Genomic DNA, 16,628 nt, shown 5'->3' with positions numbered 1-16,628 from the left:
GGGGTTTTTAATTTTAGCTACTACGTCCACCGCGACGACCGCCGCCAGTCGTAGTTTGCGTATGGCGTTTAACCGCACGACGAATCTGGTTCGCCTTCATACGACGACGATCTTTTTCAACCGCCACTTTGCTTTCTGTCTCTTCTGGCAATTCTACCAATTGACGCAGGTAGTTAGTTTTCGCCAGATCAAGTTCAGTATAGCCGCCACGCGGCAGGCCTTTCGGTAACTGAATGTCACCGTAACGCACACGAATCAGACGGCTAACCTGCACACCCACAGCTTCCCACAGGCGACGCACTTCACGGTTACGGCCTTCAGTGAGGGTGACGTTGTACCACTGGTTGATCCCTTCACCACCGGTAAACTTGATGGTTTTGAATGCCGCAGGGCCATCTTCGAGCTGCACGCCACGACCTAACTGCTTCACTTTAACGTCGTCAACTTCGCCAAATACACGAACCGCGTATTCACGCTCAACTTCACGACTTGGGTGCATCAGGCGGTTTGCCAGTTCACCATCGGTGGTGAAAAGCAGCAGACCACAGGTGTTCACATCCAGACGACCGACCGCAATCCAGCGCGCGCCGCGCAGTTTTGGTAAACGGTCGAATACGGTTGGACGGCCTTCCGGGTCGTTACGCGTACACAATTCGCCTTCTGGCTTGTAGTAAGCCAACACGCGGCAAATCTGTTCAGCGGATTCTTTAATGGAAATCAGGTGACCATCAATACGGAGTTTCAGCGCCTGTGTCACTTCAACACGGTCGCCTAGTTTGGCAATTTTGCCATCCACACTGACACGGCCTGCGGAGATAATTGTTTCAATCTCACGACGGGAACCATGACCAGCACGGGCTAAAACTTTTTGTAACTTTTCGCTCTTATCGCTCATTGAGCTTCCTCGGGTGTCGCCTTCACAGGCGTCGAATAGGGGGTAATGGGACTTGCTAGCCCCATTTTAGGCCGGACAGTATAGCCGCAGACGCACTTATAAGAAAGGTTTTGCATCGCCCGCGCCTTCGCGGATAACAACGGGTGAATCCTCGGTCAAATCCACCACCGTCGTAGGTTGTTGGCCCAGATAGCCGCCGTGGATCACTAAATCGACAACCTTCTCGAGGCGGTCTTTAATTTCTTCCGGGTCGGACTCGGTAAATTCATTGCCCGGCAGCATTAACGACGTCGATAACATCGGCTCGTTCAGCACTTCCAGCAATGCCAACGCAATCGGGTTTGAAGGCACACGCAAACCAATCGTTTTGCGCTTTTCCTGCAATAAACGACGCGGAACTTCTTTGGTGCCTTTGAGAATAAAGGTGTAATTGCCCGGCGTGTTATTTTTGATTAAACGAAACGCCACGTTATCGACAAATGCGTAGGTCGAAAGCTCAGACAAATCACGGCACATCAGGGTGAAATTGTGGCCGTCAGGTAACTGGCGAATCCGGCAAATACGTTCCATCGCCGATTTATCTTCAATCTTACAGCCCAGCGCGTAACCCGAGTCGGTTGGATAAACAATCACGCCGCCCTTGCGAACAATTTCCACCGCCTGATTGATCAGGCGCTGCTGCGGATTATCTGGATGAATATAGAAAAATTGACTCATTCTACCCTCTCTCTTTTACTGTATGGCCTTCGCCCCAATTCTGCCAGACAGGTTCCACACCGCCGGGCAGCCAGAGCTTGCGACCAAGCTCAATCCACGCACACGGCATATGGAAATCTGAGCCTTGCGAAGCCAGCAAATTAAACTGCTTTGCATAGCTGGCAAGCTGGGTGCGCTCATTGGGGGCTTGCTGGCACTGCGCGACTTCCATGGCATCGCCACCACTCTCGGCAAACTGCGCCAGCAATCTTTTCAGCCATTTAGCGGTCAGGTCATAGCGGCCTGGATGCGCCAGAACCGCTTGCCCGCCAGAATGATGAATCACATCAATAGCTTGTTCTATTGTACACCACTGTGGCGGAACGTAACCGGTTTTCCCTTTTGCCAGATATTTCTTAAACACATCCGCCATGTTTTTGGCTTTGCCACATTCAACGAGGTAACGGGCGAAATGCCCGCGCGTGACTTCACCGCCGTTGGCATGGCGCATCGCCCCTTCCAGCGCGTCAGGGATATGCGCTTTTTCCAGTCGTTCTGCGATCAACGCCGCACGCTGAATGCGTCTTTCGCTTTGCTGTGCTAAAAATTCTGTCAGAACGGGATGATGCTCATCAACACCGAGACCAACGATATGAATTTCATGGTTTTCCCAAACGGTGGAGATCTCGACACCGCTTATCACACGCAATGGCAATTGCAGGCGTGATACTGCTTCCCTTACGGCGGCAATTCCGGCTACTGTGTCATGGTCGGTGATTGCCAGAATCCCAACACGCATATCTACAGCACGTTGCACCAACGCCTCGGGCGTTAGCAGGCCATCTGACGCGGTGGTATGGCTATGTAAGTCGTAAATCACCGCAAGTGTCGGTTCAGTCAAAATGGCTCCGGATAGGTTAATAAATAGAAAAACGCCGCTCATGATAACGATATTCGGCAATAACTAAAAATCGCTATTGACTTTGATTCATCGAACTAGTTAACTAGTACGCAAGTTCACACGAGAAAGGTATCTGAAAATGAAAGCGATAATCCGCATGCACAGCTGGTGGCGTACTTCCTGATAACGGGCAGTGTCATCGCTATGGCTGAAATTCAGCCCAGATACCAGGCCCGCCAATGAAGCGGGCTTTTTTTTGAACAAAATATGAGAGCAGAAAATGCAAACACAAAAACCAGCGCTCGAATTACTGACCAGTGACGCGCCTTATCGTGATAACCCAACAGCGGTTTTCCATCAGTTATGCGGCGCTCGCCCGGCGACCTTGTTGCTCGAATCAGCCGATATCGACAGCAAAAACGATTTAAAAAGCCTGCTGTTAGTCGACAGCGCGCTGCGCATTACCGCCTTAGGTGACACCGTCACGATTCATGCGCTTTCTGAAAACGGTGCGTCGTTACTTCCCTTGCTGGATGCCGCGCTGCCATCAGGTGTTGAGAATCAACACTCGCCGCAAGGCCGCGTGCTGCGGTTCCCGGCGGTGAGTTCCCTGCTGGATGAAGACGCGCGCCTGTGTTCACTTTCCGTTTTTGACGCCTTCCGCATTATGCAGGAATTAGTCACAGCGCCGGAAAACGAGCGCGAAGCGATGTTCTTCGGCGGCCTGTTTGCTTACGACCTGGTAGCAGGATTTGAAGATTTGCCGGCTCTCAAGCAAGACAACAACTGCCCTGATTACTGTTTCTACCTCGCTGAAACGCTGCTGGTGATCGACCACCAGAAAAAGCACACCCGTATTCAGGCGAGCTTGTTCACTCCGTCAGCAGCAGAAAAACAGCGTTTGATTCAGCGCACCGCGCAATTGAGCAAACAAATGGAGCAGGAACCTGCGCCGCTGCCAGTACAAAAAGTCGAGCGTATGACCTGCGAATGCAACCAGAGCGATGAAGAGTTTGGCGATGTAGTGCGCAAAATGCAGAAAGCCATTCGCATCGGTGAAATCTTCCAGGTGGTTCCATCGCGCCGTTTCTCGCTGCCGTGCCCTTCTCCACTGGCCGCTTACCAGACGCTGAAAAAGAGCAATCCAAGCCCGTACATGTTCTTTATGCAGGACAATGATTTCACCCTGTTTGGCGCATCCCCGGAAAGCTCGCTGAAATACGATGCCGATTCGCGCCAGATTGAAATCTACCCGATTGCCGGAACGCGTCCACGCGGTCGCCGTGCCGATGGTTCTTTAGATCGTGACCTCGACAGCCGCATCGAGCTGGAAATGCGCACCGACCATAAAGAGATGTCCGAACATTTAATGCTGGTTGATCTGGCCCGTAACGACCTGGCGCGCATTTGCACCCCTGGCAGCCGTTATGTTGCCGACCTGACCAAAGTCGACCGTTATTCCTTTGTGATGCACCTGGTTTCCCGCGTGGTTGGCGAGCTGCATAAAGATTTGGACGTGCTGCACGCTTACCGCGCCTGTATGAACATGGGCACCCTGAGCGGTGCGCCAAAAGTTCGCGCCATGCAGTTGATTGCCAAAGCCGAAGGTGTGCGCCGTGGCAGCTACGGCGGTGCTGTGGGCTACTTCACCGCGCACGGTGATTTAGACACCTGCATCGTTATCCGCTCCGCCTACGTCGAAAACGGCATCGCGACCGTTCAGGCTGGCGCTGGCGTGGTGCTGGACTCTGTGCCGCAATCCGAAGCCGACGAAACCCGCAATAAAGCCCGCGCTGTACTGCGCGCTATCGCCACCGCGCATCACGCACAGGAGATTTTCTGATGGCTGACATTCTGCTGCTCGATAACATCGACTCGTTTACTTATAACCTGGCCGATCAGCTGCGTGCCAACGGACACAACGTCGTCATCTATCGCAACCATGTTCCGGCGCAAACCTTAATTGAGCGTCTGGAAACCATGGACAACCCGGTGCTGATGCTTTCCCCAGGCCCAGGAGCGCCAAGCGAAGCGGGCTGTATGCCTGAATTGCTGACGCGTCTGCGCGGTAAATTACCGATTATCGGTATCTGCCTCGGTCACCAGGCGATTGTGGAAGCGTATGGCGGTTATGTCGGCCAGGCGGGTGAAATCCTGCATGGTAAAGCGTCGATTATTTCCCACGATGGCGAAGCGATGTTTGCCGGTTTACCGAATCCGTTGCCGGTTGCCCGTTACCATTCTCTGGTTGGCAGCAACATTCCAGCAGGTTTGACGATTAACGCGCATTTCGATGGCATGGTGATGGCGGTTCGTCACGACGCTGACCGCGTGTGTGGTTTCCAGTTCCACCCGGAATCGATTCTGACCACGCACGGTGCGCGTCTGCTGGAACAAACGCTCGATTGGGCGCTGTTGAAGTTGAAACAAGCCAACACGCTGCAACCGATTCTCGACAAGCTGTACAAAGCGCAGACGCTGAGCCGTGAAGAAAGCCACCAGCTATTTGCTGCGATTGTGCGCGGCGAGCTGAAACCAGAACAACTGGCTGCGGCGCTGGTGAGCATGAAAGTGCGCGGTGAGCATCCGAATGAAATTGCCGGTGCGGCGACAGCGATGCTCGAAGCCGCCGCGCCATTCCCAAGCCCGGATTATCCATTTGCCGATATCGTTGGCACAGGCGGTGATGGCAGCAACAGCATTAATATTTCCACCGCCAGCGCCTTTGTGGCCGCCGCTGTGGGCCTGAAAGTCGCGAAACACGGTAATCGCAGCGTTTCCAGTAAATCCGGTTCATCGGACTTACTGGCCGCTTTCGGCATTAATCTGGAAATGAGTGCTGATGCTTCCCGTAAAGCGCTCGATGATTTAGGTGTGTGTTTCCTGTTCGCACCGAAATACCACACCGGTTTCCGCCACGCGATGCCTGTGCGCCAGCAGTTAAAAACCCGCACCTTGTTTAACGTGCTGGGGCCGTTGATCAACCCGGCTCACCCGCAAATGGCGCTGATTGGCGTTTACAGTGCGGAACTGGTGTTGCCGATTGCCGAAACCCTGCGCGTCTTGGGTTACAAACGTGCGGCGGTGGTACATAGCGGTGGAATGGATGAAGTGTCTCTGCATGCCACCACCCAAGTGGCGGAACTGAACGAAGGTGAAATCAAAAGCTATCAGCTCGAAGCCACCGATTTCGGCCTGCCCGCTTATCACCAGGACCAGCTTGCAGGCGGCACGCCAGAAGAAAACCGTGACATTCTCACCCGCCTGTTACAAGGTAAAGGAGAGACAGCTCATGAGTCTGCGGTGGCGGCAAACGTCGCGATGTTAATGCGTCTGCATGGGCAAGAAGATCTCAAAGCGAACGCACAACGAGTGCTGGAAGTGTTGCGCAGCGGTGCAGCCTACGACCGCGTCACAGCACTTGCAGGAAGAGGATAAGTCATGCAGGAAACCGTATTAAAGAAGATCGTCGACGATAAGGCGATTTGGGTTGAAGCACGCAAACAACAACAACCCTTGGCCAGTTTCCAGAACAAGATTGTTCCGGCTACACGTAACTTTTATCACGCGCTGCAAGGTGCCCGTACCGCCTTTATTCTGGAGTGCAAAAAAGCCTCTCCGTCCAAAGGCGTGATTCGTGATGATTTCGACCCAGCGCGCATTGCAAACGTTTATAAGCACTACGCTTCGGCGATTTCAGTACTGACTGACGAGAAGTATTTCCAGGGCAGTTTTGATTTCCTGCCGATTGTTAGTGACATTGTCACGCAGCCGGTGCTGTGCAAAGACTTTATTATCGACGCTTATCAGATTCATCTGGCGCGTTTTTACCAGGCCGATGCCTGCTTGCTGATGCTTTCAGTGCTCGACGACGAGCAATATCGCCAGCTCGCCGCCGTTGCGCACAGCCTGAATATGGGCGTGCTGACCGAAGTGAGTAATGAAGAAGAGCTGGAACGCGCGATTGAGCTGAAAGCAAAAGTGGTTGGTATCAACAACCGTGACCTGCGTGATTTATCCATCGACCTCAACCGCACGCGCCAGCTAGCGCCGCGTTTAGGCCACGGTGTGACGGTCATCAGCGAATCAGGCATCAGCAATTACGGCCAGATTCGTGAACTGAGCCATTTTGCCAACGGCTTCCTGATTGGCTCCGCGTTAATGGGCGAAGACGATCTTAATGCTGCGGTTCGCCGCGTCACGCTAGGCAACAACAAAGTTTGCGGCCTGACGCGTGCCCAGGATGCTCGCGCCGCTTATGAAGCGGGTGCGATTTATGGCGGACTGATTTTTGTGACAACCTCACCGCGTTTTGTCAGCGATGAAACCGCCGCCGCGGTGATTGCTGGCGCACCGCTGAAATATGCCGGCGTGTTCCGCAATACTCCGGTTAATGAAGTCGTGCAAAAAACAGAGACGTTTTCGCTGAATGCCGTTCAACTGCATGGCGATGAAAACCAGGCGTATATCGACGAACTGCGCGCTGCCCTTCCAGAAAAGGTGCAAATCTGGAAAGCGTTGAGCGTGAAAGAGAGCTTGCCTGCCCGTGATTTAAACCACGTCGATAAATACCTGTTCGACAACGGCCAGGGCGGCAGCGGCCAACGTTTCGATTGGTCACTCCTTGCAGGTCAGAATCTGGAAAACGTGATTCTGGCTGGCGGACTGGGCGCAGATAATTGCATAGAAGCAGCGAAAACGGGCTGCATCGGTTTAGATTTCAACTCAGGTGTCGAAAGCGCACCGGGTATTAAAGATGCTAACAAGCTGGCTGCCGTCTTCCAGACGCTGCGGGCTTACTAAGGAAAATATCATGACTTTACTTAATCCCTATTTTGGCGAGTTCGGTGGCATGTATGTGCCGCAAATCCTGATGCCTGCGCTGCGTCAGTTGGAAGAAGCGTTTGTAGCCGCGCAAAGCGATGCGGAGTTCCAGGCTGAATTTAACGATTTACTGAAGAACTATGCCGGTCGCCCAACGGCGCTGACCAAATGCCGCAACCTGACGGCGGGCACCAAAACTACGCTGTATTTAAAGCGTGAAGATTTGCTGCACGGCGGCGCACACAAAACCAACCAGGTTCTCGGCCAGGCATTGCTTGCCAAGAAAATGGGCAAAACTGAAATCATCGCTGAAACCGGTGCCGGTCAACACGGTGTAGCCTCTGCATTAGCCAGCGCCCTGCTCGGCCTGAAATGCCGCATTTATATGGGTGCCAAAGACGTTGAGCGCCAGTCGCCAAACGTGTTCCGTATGCGCCTGATGGGTGCAGAAGTGATTCCTGTGCACAGCGGTTCTGCAACGTTGAAAGATGCCTGTAACGAAGCGCTGCGCGACTGGTCTGGCAGCTACGACACCGCGCACTACATGCTCGGCACCGCCGCTGGCCCGCACCCGTTCCCGACTATCGTGCGTGAATTCCAGCGCATGATCGGCGAAGAAACCAAAGCGCAAATTCTGGAAAAAGAAGGCCGTCTGCCGGATGCCGTTATCGCCTGCGTTGGCGGTGGCTCCAACGCCATCGGCATGTTTGCTGATTTCATCAACGATTCTAAAGTCGGTTTGATTGGCGTTGAGCCAGCCGGGCACGGCATTGAAAGCGGCGAACACGGTGCGCCACTTAAACATGGTCGCGTCGGCATCTACTTCGGCATGAAATCGCCGATGATGCAAACCGATGAGGGTCAGATTGAAGAATCTTATTCAATCTCTGCCGGTCTGGACTTCCCGTCTGTTGGGCCGCAGCACGCGCACCTGAACAGCATCGGTCGTGCCGATTATGTGTCGATTACCGATGACGAAGCGCTCGAAGCCTTCAAAACACTGTGCCGCAGCGAAGGGATTATCCCGGCGCTGGAATCTTCTCACGCGCTGGCTCACGCGCTGAAAATGATCAAAGAAAACCCGGAAAAAGAACAGCTGTTGGTGGTGAACCTCTCTGGCCGTGGTGACAAAGACATCTTTACCGTTCACGACATTTTGAAAGCACGAGGGGAAATTTAATGGAACGTTATCAACACGCTTTTGAAAAGCTGCAAGCGCGTAAAGAAGGCGCATTTGTTCCCTTCGTCACGCTGGGCGATCCGTCACCTGAGCAATCGCTGAAAATTATCGACACGCTGATTGAAGCCGGTGCCGACGCGCTAGAACTAGGCATTCCTTTCTCTGACCCGCTGGCCGATGGCCCGACGATTCAGAATGCGGCACTGCGCGCATTCGCAGCAGGTGTGACGCCGACTCAGTGTTTTGAAATGCTGGCGGCGATTCGCCAGAAGCACCCGACGATCCCAATCGGTCTGCTGATGTACGCCAACCTGGTGTTTAACCGGGGCATTGATGAGTTCTACGCACTGTGCGCAAAAGTCGGTGTCGATTCCGTGCTGATTGCTGACGTGCCGATTGAAGAGTCTGCGCCATTCCGCCAGGCGGCGATGCGCCATAATGTCGCGCCAATCTTTATCTGCCCGCCAAATGCTGATGATGCGCTGCTGCGTGAAATCGCGACCCATGGACGGGGTTATACGTACCTGCTTTCTCGTGCTGGTGTGACGGGTGCAGAAACGCGCGCGCAATTGCCGTTGCATCATCTGGTAGAAAAACTGACTGAGTTTGGTGCGGCACCGTCATTGCAAGGCTTCGGGATTTCTGAACCGTCGCAGGTGAAAGATGCCATTGATGCTGGCGCTGCGGGAGCAATTTCTGGCTCTGCCATCGTGAAGATTATTGAGAAGAACCTTGATAAGCCTGACGTGATGCTGAGTGAGCTGAAAGCCTTTGTGCAGAGTCTGAAAGCCGCAACCCTCACTGCGTAAATCAAAAAGGCCGGAGCAACTCCGGCCTCTTTTCATCACCAACACATTAGAAACGATAACCCGCCGAGAACATAAACACCCACGGATCGATGCGTGTGTTGATATTCTGCTGCTCGCCACCGGCTTTAAACTTCACTTCGGTGTCGATATCCATGTACCAGACGGACATGTTCAACAGCCAGTTTGGGTTAATCATATAATCCAGGCCAACCTGCCCAGCCGCGCCCCAGGAATCTTTCACGCTAAGATCGCTTAAACCTTTATCTTTGCCGTTCTGATTAAAATCGGTATCAAAGAAAGTGGTGTAGTTAATACCCACACCAACGTAAGGGCGCACTTTGCTCTTCGAATCACCAAAGTACCACTGCGCCATTAAAGTGGGTGGCAACTGGCGAACTGTTGCCAGGTTGCCCGTCGGGCCTAAGCCGACTTTGTGACGGAACGCTGTCGCAGCCAGCAGCTCGATACCAATGTTATCCGTCACCATATAATCAAATGTCAGCCCCAGTTGAGTATTGTTGCTGACGTTAAAACCGCCCATGCCAAGCACATTATCAGAGCCTTCCGTTGGACGAACGGTCGCAGAACCCGCACGTATGAAGAATTCACCTTGTTGATGCGCCAGAACCTCGCCAGACAAACAGGTTAACGCGAGTAATGCCACAGACAATTTTTTCATAGCCCTCTCCTTGTTATGGTTTTATAAGCGGGCTGAATATACTCATTTTGGAGTACAAATTGATTTAACACCGATCACACTTCGCTGGCTAATTTAACATTTAATGATCTAGATTAATTTTTCGTCATTTTGCTAAAAACCCTAAAACCGGGTTAGTCCCCTATTAGCAGGATAAAGGCGGAATCACCGGAGCGCCTTCATTTGCCGATGAGATGCGTGACCCGCTCCAGCATCTGGCGCTACCTGAAAGCATGGCTGGATTTTCCCAAAATCTTAAAAACAAGAGGCAACCGTGTTGAGCGGTTGCCTTACCGTTTCTTGCCAGGGATGCAGACAAATAACAGGCCGATAAAAATCACGCACACGCCGACTAACTTCCCCATGCTAAAACTTTCATGCAGCCACGGCAGCCAGATAGCGGCAGCCCACACCAGCACGTAGCTTAAACTGAGCAACGGATATGCTTTACTCAGTGCCATGCGGCGCAAAGCCAGAAACCAGCAGCCCATCGAACAGACGTAAGCAAACAGCCCAGCCAGCAACGCAATAGCGCCTGGAGTGAGTGTTATCACTGCGGTTATCAGCTCATAAGGTCGGTTCACCAGAGGCAGTTCAACCATCGCCCATTTCATAATCAACTGCGCACCACTGACCAATAGCACGCTCATCAACGCCAAGAAGTAGCCCATCAGGCGGCACCTCCAAGGATAGAAATACCTGCAATGATCAGCACTACGCCGAGCCAATGGCGCAGGGAAACGCGCTCATGCCAGATGAAGCGGGCAGCGAAGGTAATAAAGATAAAATTCAGGCTGAGCATCGGGTACGCCACGCTGACCGGGATGCGCTGTAAAACCAGTAACCACAGCAGCATCGCACAGCCCAGTAGCAACACGCTGAAAGCCAGCCAGAAGATTAAATGGCGACGCCCTGGTCGCCAGGTGGCCTGCTTCTGGCAAAGCTGGCCCCCACAACTCAGTAAACTTGCCAACACGATCAACAGATAACTCATGAGACTGATGACAAACCTTTTCGTAGGTCGGATAAGCGTCAGCGTCATCCGACAAAGCGCTGCAAATGGTGGATGTCGCTAACGCATCTCCACCCTACAAAACGAAAAACTCATGGCGTTTTTTCATAGAAGAAGAGCACGAACCGCCCTTTGCGATAAAGGTCATCAGGCGTTGGCACATCGTGGTCTTCTGGCACTTTGTCTTTCGACAACAACATCACCAAAGAAACATTTCCTTCTTTCCGATGAACCGCCAGCCATTGCGCAAAATCTTCTCGTGAGACGAAGTTATCTTTCGCGTCATCGAAATTCGTCAGGCCATAACTCAGCTCGCCGGGTTGGGCATATAGCGTAATATCTGCACGCTTTAATTCCCATGCAACGCCAGCCCCGACGCCAACGCTATCGGCAAGAATATAGCGACTGTTTTCTAGCTCAGGACGCACCACATCAATAAACGCTTGTGGATGCTTAGAGTTGATCACTTTGTCAGGGATCACACCGCCGACCAGCAACGCGATACCCAACGGGCATATCGCCGCCCACTGCCATTGCCGGGCGTTACTACGCGTGGTCAGATAACCCACCAGCGACCACACCAAAAATGCCACCGCCGCCTGCACGACTTTTAGCACTTCATCATTGGCATAAACCGGATGTTTCGCCACACCCCACGGAGCCAGTGCAATCAGCACCACTAACGTACAGATGCCGCCAAAAATGACGTTAATCCAGCCGTTAATTTTCAGCGTGCGCGACGATGCCAGCAACTGCGTCGCATGGCGCGACAGAAGAATCGCCAACGGCGCAAAACACGGCAAAATGTAGGTCGGCAACTTGCCTTTTGCGATACTGAAAAACAGCAGCGGCATCACCACCCAACCGAGTAAATAGAGCGAACCGCTTTCGACTTTGCGCTCTTGCCAGCCGCGTTTTAACGCCCCCGGCAATAACCCCACCCACGGCAAACATCCGGCAATCAGGAACGGAATGTAATACCAGAAAGGCGCTTTGTGCTGGGCGTCTTTTTCAGCGAAACGCTGAATATGTTCGACCCAGAAGAAGTAGTGCCAGAATGTCGGTTCCGCTTTGGCAATCGCCAGCGCCCACGGCAGCGTGATCAGCGTGGCGCTAATCACCGCCAGCGGCCCGAACAGCAGCACTTCTTTCCAGCGTTTCTGTGCAATCACCCACGGCAACACGCCCAATACCGGCACGGCCAGCGCCAGGAAACCTTTGGTCATCACGCCCATGCCGCAAGCCAGGCCGAGCAGCACATATCCGCCCACTTTCCCCGCCGTGGTTTGCGCCTGTGACGCCAGCCAGAAGCTGCACATGGCCGCCACCAGCCACAGCGTGATCATCGGGTCGAGAACCGCATAAGTGCCGACGCCGTAAACCAGCAAACAGGTGAGGAAAATCACACCTGAAAGCACCGCAACGCGTTTATCACGCCACAAACGAAATGCCAGCCAGGTGACTAACAAGGCACTTAGCGTGATGGAAAATACCGAGCCAAACCGCACCGCAAAGTTGTTATGACCGAAGATCAATTGACTGAGATTATTAATCCAGTATCCGGCGACCGGTTTTTCAAAATAACGCACATCCAGAAAATGCGGGACAATCCAGTTTCCCGCCGCCAGCATTTCACGGCTGATCTCCGCATAACGGGTTTCATCTGGCTGCCAGAGCGCTCTAAATTCAATAGGAAGCAGGTAAAGCAGAACAAAACCTAATAACAAAACTAGCGGATACTTTGCTGATTTCATCTGTTTAACGCTCGATTAATTGTTGGCATCCTAACCACCCTTCGCGGCCAGGAATGTAACCGCGCACCACTTTGCCCAAGGGCAGCGTGGATAAATCTTCCGGTAACAGTTTGCTCAATGGGCAAAACTGGATACCCTCCTGCGCGGCCATAGTCAGCAATTCACTAAAACCTTTATGCATCACGATCCCTTCCACTTCCGCGTGGATGGTATAAACCGGTGTCCCGGTATCTTGTTTGATGCGGTCGAGAATAAAACGGTTATAGCTTTCACGACTGACGCCATCGCCAATCACTTCATCCCAGGTTGGGAGCGTCACCGGAATTTGTACCGTTCCGCTGCTGCCATCGGCTAAAAGCGGGCGAAATGGCGCGCTGCCACGGCAGTCGCTGTTGTAGCTAAAACCAAACGACTCTTTTGCCCGCACAACGCGCTGATCGGCACGCCAACCGGCAACCGCTGAGCAAGTCACCGGCTGTTCGATAATCTGGCTTAACGACGCCATCCCAAGACGAATTTGCTTCTCAAGCTGTTTGTTATCCCAGACGCCAGCCCAGGTTTGCCAGGCAAAGTGATCCCAGGCGTGCAGGCCGACCTCATGGTGATCCGCCGCCGCCGAAATGATTTCCGCATTACCTTCGCCGATTTTTCGGCCCGGCCATGCGGTTCCCGCCAGCAGAATATCCCAGCCGTAGAGCGATGCCGCATTTGAGCGCAGCATCTTCCACAGGAATTTCGGTTTCATCAGCCGCCACAAATGGCGGCCCATGTTATCCGGGCCAACGCTGAAGAAAAATGTGGCCTGAATACCGTGCAAACTTAAGATCTCAAGAAGATGCGGAACCCCTTGCTGGGTGCCCCGCCAGGTATCTACATCAATGCGCAGGCCAACTTTTCTCATGCCTGAGGTTCCGTCAGTTCAACTGTTTTAAGGAAGAAATCCAGGGTTTCGTCGATGGTTTTGTCCATCTCCACCGTTGGCGTCCAGTTTAGCAAGCGCTGAGCATTACGGATGCTAGGCTTACGGTGCTCAACATCCTGATAACCTTTGCCGTAGTAAGTGCTGCTTTCCACTTCGCGGAAACCAGCAAACGGCGGGAAATGGTGGCGCAGCGGGTGTTTTTCAAAGCTCACCAGCAGCATTTCAGCCAGCTCTTTGATGCTCGCTTCGTTATCCGGGTTGCCGATGTTGATGATTTGCCCGTCACAATTGTTATCTTTATTCTCGATAACGCGGAACAGCGCTTCGATACCGTCGCTGATATCGGTGAAGCAACGTTTTTGACGGCCACCATCAATCAGCTTGATCGGCGAGCCTTCCACCAGGTTGAGAATCAACTGGGTGATCGCACGAGAGCTGCCGATACGCGCGGCATTCAGGTTATCGAGGCGCGGCCCCATCCAGTTAAACGGACGGAACAGCGTGAAGCGCAAACCCTCTTTCTCGCCATAAGCCCAGATAACGCGGTCGAGTAATTGCTTGGATACCGAGTAAATCCAGCGCTGTTTGTTGATTGGCCCGACAACCAGGTTCGAGTTATCTTCATCGAATACTTTGTCGGAGCACATGCCATAAACTTCTGACGTAGAAGGAAAAATAATACGTTTCTGGTATTTCACACAGTCGCGAATAATTTTCAGGTTCTCTTCAAAGTCCAGCTCAAATACGCGCAGCGGGTTGCGGGTGTATTCAATCGGCGTCGCAATCGCCACCAGCGGCAGCACCACGTCACATTTTTTGATGTGATATTCAATCCATTCGGAGTGAATACTGATATCCCCTTCCACAAAGTGGAAACGGTCGTTGCCGATGAAGCGGCTGATAGCGTCAGAGCCGATATCCAGCCCGTACACTTCAAAATTGTCGTCCTGCAACAGGCGCTCGGTCAGGTGGTTGCCGATAAAACCGTTCACCCCAAGAATTAATACGCGGGTACGACGCTTAATAGCACAAACAGGTTTGCTACTGAGCAACGCGCCCGCTACTAAGCCCAGACTTTGCGCCAGTTGCGAACCTTGCATGTAAACGCCGTTTTCGGTTTGCCCGGTGAGGATTTCCAGCGCACCATCGCCGGTCGCAATCACCAGCGGGCTGACAGACAACACGGTTCCCGCTTTCGCTGCCTGCAAGCCTTGCAGCACGCGAGATTTCCAGACGATAAACTTGCTGCCGCCAACATAGCCAAACGCACCCGGCCATGGGTCAGTCACCGCGCGCACCAGGTTATTGATTTCACGTGCGCTTGATTGCCAGTTAATGCAGCCATCTTGCGGGGTACGGCGTCCAAAAACAGTGGCTTTGCTGTGATCCTGTTCAGTCTGCGGGAAATGCCCGGTTTTGATCACCGGTAGCATATCTTCCAGCAGGTCAGACGCGGCTTCGGTCAGTTTGTGATGCAACGTTAACGCCGTGTCATCCGAAGCAATCGCCACCGAAAGCTGCGCTACAACCGCACCGGCATCCGCACGTTTAACCATGCGATGAATCGTCACGCCCGTTTCAGTTTCGCCGTTCACCAACGCCCAGTTCAGCGGCGCGCGGCCACGGTATGCTGGCAGCAAGGACCCATGCAGGTTGAATGCGCCGACGGATGCGCTATTTAGAATTTCTTCGCTCAGCAAGTTGCGATAATAAAAAGAGAAAATGACATCGGGCTGCGCTGACTTAATACGTTCAACCCATAGCGGGTGATTCACATCGTCTGGGGCATAAACCGGAATACCGTGTTCCGCAGCGGTGCGTGCTACTGAGCCAAAGAACTGATTTTCAGCAGGTGAATCGGGATGGGTATAAATTGCGGTGATGTCATAACCGGCAGCGACCAGGGCGTTAACGCCCGCACAACCCATATCGTGATAAGCAAATACGACAGCTTTCATTGCTGATTTTCCTCTGAAGTTGAAACTGAGTCGCGGCTAACTACGCGCTGAATAAAGTAACGAGGGCGAGCGCGGACATCGGTGTAAATTCGCCCGATGTATTCTCCTAACAGGCCCATGCCGACAAACTGCGCGCCGATAAACATAAACAGCACCGCAAACAGCATGAAGACCCCTTCCGCCGCCCATTGCGGCCCAAAGGCAAAACGTAAAACCACCAGCAATACCGACAGCGTAAAACCCAGTACCGCGATAATGCTGCCGAACACGCTCAACATACGCAGCGGCGTGGTAGTCAGGCAGGTGACCAGGTCGTACATCAAATTAATCAGGCGCATAAAGCTGTATTTCGACTCGCCAAATTCACGCTCGGCGTGATGAACGGGGATCTCAATCGCTTTACGGGCGAAGGTATTCGCCAGAATCGGAATAAAGGTGCTGCGTTCGTGGCAGTGCAGCATGGCGTCGATAATGTGGCGACGATAGGCGCGCAGCATGCAGCCATAATCACCCATCGCTTTACCTGTGGTGCTTTGAATCAGGCGGTTGATCAGGCGGGAAGCCCGTTTGCGAAACCAGGTGTCCTGGCGATTCTGGCGCACGGTGCCGACCACGTCGTAGCCTTCATCGGCTTTAGCGACCAGACGCGGAATTTCTTCAGGCGGATTTTGCAAATCGGCGTCCAGCGTGACGATTAAATCTCCGGTGACGTGGCTAAAACCGGCCATAATCGCGTTGTGTTGCCCGTAATTTCGGTTGAGCAAAACCGCGACAACATGGCTGCCAGGCGCTTCAGCAGCGTCGCTTAACATGGCGGCGGATTCATCGCTACTGCCGTCATCCACCAGCAGAATTTCGTAATCTTTGCCCAGCGTTTCGCAAGCGGCAGTGGTTCGCCTGATAAGCTCGGGCAAACTTTCCTGTTCGTTATAAACCGGGATAACGACAGAAACTTTGTGGATTGCTTCTGGTTTGGTCAT

The 16,628-nt window shown here is 53.0% G+C and carries 15 protein-coding genes and 1 other annotated feature; of the genes, 5 read left to right on the top strand and 10 right to left on the bottom strand.

What is annotated here, in order from left to right; genetic code table 11:
* Positions 1-13: 13 nt before the first annotated feature.
* The 3 genes from rluB to rnm form a co-directional block, all read right to left on the bottom strand.
* Positions 14-895, bottom strand: coding sequence for a 23S rRNA pseudouridine(2605) synthase RluB (gene rluB / locus D6029_RS00655; protein ID WP_120062899.1), 882 nt, complete (start codon positions 893-895; stop codon positions 14-16).
* A gap of 96 nt (positions 896-991) precedes the next feature.
* Positions 992-1,612 carry an L-threonylcarbamoyladenylate synthase gene (locus D6029_RS00650; protein ID WP_120062898.1) on the bottom strand — a complete coding sequence of 207 codons (621 nt, stop codon included), beginning with the start codon at positions 1,610-1,612 and terminating at the stop codon, positions 992-994.
* A gap of 1 nt (position 1,613) precedes the next feature.
* A complete protein-coding gene (rnm, locus tag D6029_RS00645; RefSeq protein ID WP_418230215.1) occupies positions 1,614-2,534 on the bottom strand; it encodes an RNase RNM in 921 nt (306 codons plus the stop codon).
* Positions 2,535-2,652: 118 nt separating this feature from the next.
* Positions 2,653-2,750, top strand: a sequence feature (Trp leader region).
* Between the two features lie 22 nt (positions 2,751-2,772).
* On the opposite strand from rnm, the gene D6029_RS00640 reads away from it, so the two are divergent.
* The 5 genes from D6029_RS00640 to trpA are packed head-to-tail and all read left to right on the top strand — an operon-like array spanning position 2,773 to position 9,305.
* Positions 2,773-4,335: an anthranilate synthase component 1 gene (locus tag D6029_RS00640; RefSeq protein ID WP_120062897.1), complete on the top strand. Its 1,563-nt coding sequence runs from the start codon at positions 2,773-2,775 to the stop codon at positions 4,333-4,335.
* Positions 4,335-5,930 (top strand): bifunctional anthranilate synthase glutamate amidotransferase component TrpG/anthranilate phosphoribosyltransferase TrpD, encoded by a 1,596-nt coding sequence (gene trpD / locus D6029_RS00635; RefSeq protein ID WP_120062896.1) that lies wholly within the window; start codon positions 4,335-4,337, stop codon positions 5,928-5,930. The genes D6029_RS00640 and trpD overlap by 1 nt, the downstream gene beginning before the upstream one ends.
* A 3-nt stretch (positions 5,931-5,933) precedes the next feature.
* Positions 5,934-7,295 carry a bifunctional indole-3-glycerol-phosphate synthase TrpC/phosphoribosylanthranilate isomerase TrpF gene (gene trpCF, locus D6029_RS00630; protein ID WP_120062895.1) on the top strand — a complete coding sequence of 454 codons (1,362 nt, stop codon included), beginning with the start codon at positions 5,934-5,936 and terminating at the stop codon, positions 7,293-7,295.
* A 7-nt stretch (positions 7,296-7,302) separates the two neighbouring features.
* A complete protein-coding gene (gene trpB, locus D6029_RS00625; protein ID WP_120062972.1) occupies positions 7,303-8,496 on the top strand; it encodes a tryptophan synthase subunit beta in 1,194 nt (397 codons plus the stop codon).
* Positions 8,496-9,305 (top strand): tryptophan synthase subunit alpha, encoded by an 810-nt coding sequence (trpA, locus tag D6029_RS00620; RefSeq protein WP_120062894.1) that lies wholly within the window; start codon positions 8,496-8,498, stop codon positions 9,303-9,305. The genes trpB and trpA overlap by 1 nt, the downstream gene beginning before the upstream one ends.
* Positions 9,306-9,351: 46 nt before the next feature.
* Here the strand turns inward: trpA and ompW are convergent, their stop codons facing one another.
* The 7 genes from ompW to arnC all read right to left on the bottom strand — a co-directional run bounded on the left by ompW (position 9,352) and on the right by arnC (position 16,628).
* Positions 9,352-9,984 carry an outer membrane protein OmpW gene (gene ompW / locus D6029_RS00615; protein WP_120062893.1) on the bottom strand — a complete coding sequence of 211 codons (633 nt, stop codon included), beginning with the start codon at positions 9,982-9,984 and terminating at the stop codon, positions 9,352-9,354.
* A 308-nt stretch (positions 9,985-10,292) separates the two neighbouring features.
* Positions 10,293-10,673, bottom strand: a complete 381-nt coding sequence (arnF, locus tag D6029_RS00610) for a 4-amino-4-deoxy-L-arabinose-phosphoundecaprenol flippase subunit ArnF (protein WP_167455950.1) — start codon at positions 10,671-10,673, stop codon at positions 10,293-10,295.
* Positions 10,673-10,996 (bottom strand): 4-amino-4-deoxy-L-arabinose-phosphoundecaprenol flippase subunit ArnE, encoded by a 324-nt coding sequence (arnE, locus tag D6029_RS00605; RefSeq protein WP_120062892.1) that lies wholly within the window; start codon positions 10,994-10,996, stop codon positions 10,673-10,675. The genes arnF and arnE overlap by 1 nt, the downstream gene beginning before the upstream one ends.
* A gap of 110 nt (positions 10,997-11,106) precedes the next feature.
* Positions 11,107-12,768, bottom strand: a complete 1,662-nt coding sequence (gene arnT, locus D6029_RS00600; RefSeq protein ID WP_120062891.1) for a lipid IV(A) 4-amino-4-deoxy-L-arabinosyltransferase — start codon at positions 12,766-12,768, stop codon at positions 11,107-11,109.
* Between the two features lie 4 nt (positions 12,769-12,772).
* Positions 12,773-13,669, bottom strand: a complete 897-nt coding sequence (gene arnD, locus D6029_RS00595; protein WP_120062890.1) for a 4-deoxy-4-formamido-L-arabinose-phosphoundecaprenol deformylase — start codon at positions 13,667-13,669, stop codon at positions 12,773-12,775.
* Positions 13,666-15,648 carry a bifunctional UDP-4-amino-4-deoxy-L-arabinose formyltransferase/UDP-glucuronic acid oxidase ArnA gene (gene arnA / locus D6029_RS00590; RefSeq protein WP_120062889.1) on the bottom strand — a complete coding sequence of 661 codons (1,983 nt, stop codon included), beginning with the start codon at positions 15,646-15,648 and terminating at the stop codon, positions 13,666-13,668. Before arnA ends, arnD begins: the two co-directional genes overlap by 4 nt.
* A complete protein-coding gene (gene arnC / locus D6029_RS00585; RefSeq protein ID WP_120062888.1) occupies positions 15,645-16,628 on the bottom strand; it encodes an undecaprenyl-phosphate 4-deoxy-4-formamido-L-arabinose transferase in 984 nt (327 codons plus the stop codon). The genes arnA and arnC overlap by 4 nt, the downstream gene beginning before the upstream one ends.

Source organism: Buttiauxella izardii, from assembly GCF_003601925.1.
Taxonomy (GTDB): Bacteria; Pseudomonadota; Gammaproteobacteria; order Enterobacterales; family Enterobacteriaceae; genus Buttiauxella; species Buttiauxella izardii.
The sequence above is the reverse complement of the archived record's forward strand: the minus strand, read 5'-3'. Positions and strand labels throughout refer to the sequence as shown.

Excerpts from the sequence above, each read along its gene's own strand:
- rluB (WP_120062899.1), bottom strand. The coding sequence starts at position 895 with ATGAGCGATAAGAGCGAAAAGTTACAAAAAGTTTTAGCCCGTGCTGGT.
- D6029_RS00650 (WP_120062898.1), bottom strand. The coding sequence starts at position 1,612 with ATGAGTCAATTTTTCTATATTCATCCAGATAATCCGCAGCAGCGCCTG.
- rnm (WP_418230215.1), bottom strand. The coding sequence starts at position 2,534 with ATGAGCGGCGTTTTTCTATTTATTAACCTATCCGGAGCCATTTTGACT.
- D6029_RS00640 (WP_120062897.1), top strand. The coding sequence starts at position 2,773 with ATGCAAACACAAAAACCAGCGCTCGAATTACTGACCAGTGACGCGCCT.
- trpD (WP_120062896.1), top strand. The coding sequence starts at position 4,335 with ATGGCTGACATTCTGCTGCTCGATAACATCGACTCGTTTACTTATAAC.
- trpCF (WP_120062895.1), top strand. The coding sequence starts at position 5,934 with ATGCAGGAAACCGTATTAAAGAAGATCGTCGACGATAAGGCGATTTGG.
- trpA (WP_120062894.1), top strand. The coding sequence starts at position 8,496 with ATGGAACGTTATCAACACGCTTTTGAAAAGCTGCAAGCGCGTAAAGAA.
- ompW (WP_120062893.1), bottom strand. The coding sequence starts at position 9,984 with ATGAAAAAATTGTCTGTGGCATTACTCGCGTTAACCTGTTTGTCTGGC.
- arnF (WP_167455950.1), bottom strand. The coding sequence starts at position 10,673 with ATGGGCTACTTCTTGGCGTTGATGAGCGTGCTATTGGTCAGTGGTGCG.
- arnE (WP_120062892.1), bottom strand. The coding sequence starts at position 10,996 with ATGAGTTATCTGTTGATCGTGTTGGCAAGTTTACTGAGTTGTGGGGGC.
- arnT (WP_120062891.1), bottom strand. The coding sequence starts at position 12,768 with ATGAAATCAGCAAAGTATCCGCTAGTTTTGTTATTAGGTTTTGTTCTG.
- arnD (WP_120062890.1), bottom strand. The coding sequence starts at position 13,669 with ATGAGAAAAGTTGGCCTGCGCATTGATGTAGATACCTGGCGGGGCACC.
- arnA (WP_120062889.1), bottom strand. The coding sequence starts at position 15,648 with ATGAAAGCTGTCGTATTTGCTTATCACGATATGGGTTGTGCGGGCGTT.
- arnC (WP_120062888.1), bottom strand. The coding sequence starts at position 16,628 with ATGACCAAACCAGAAGCAATCCACAAAGTTTCTGTCGTTATCCCGGTT.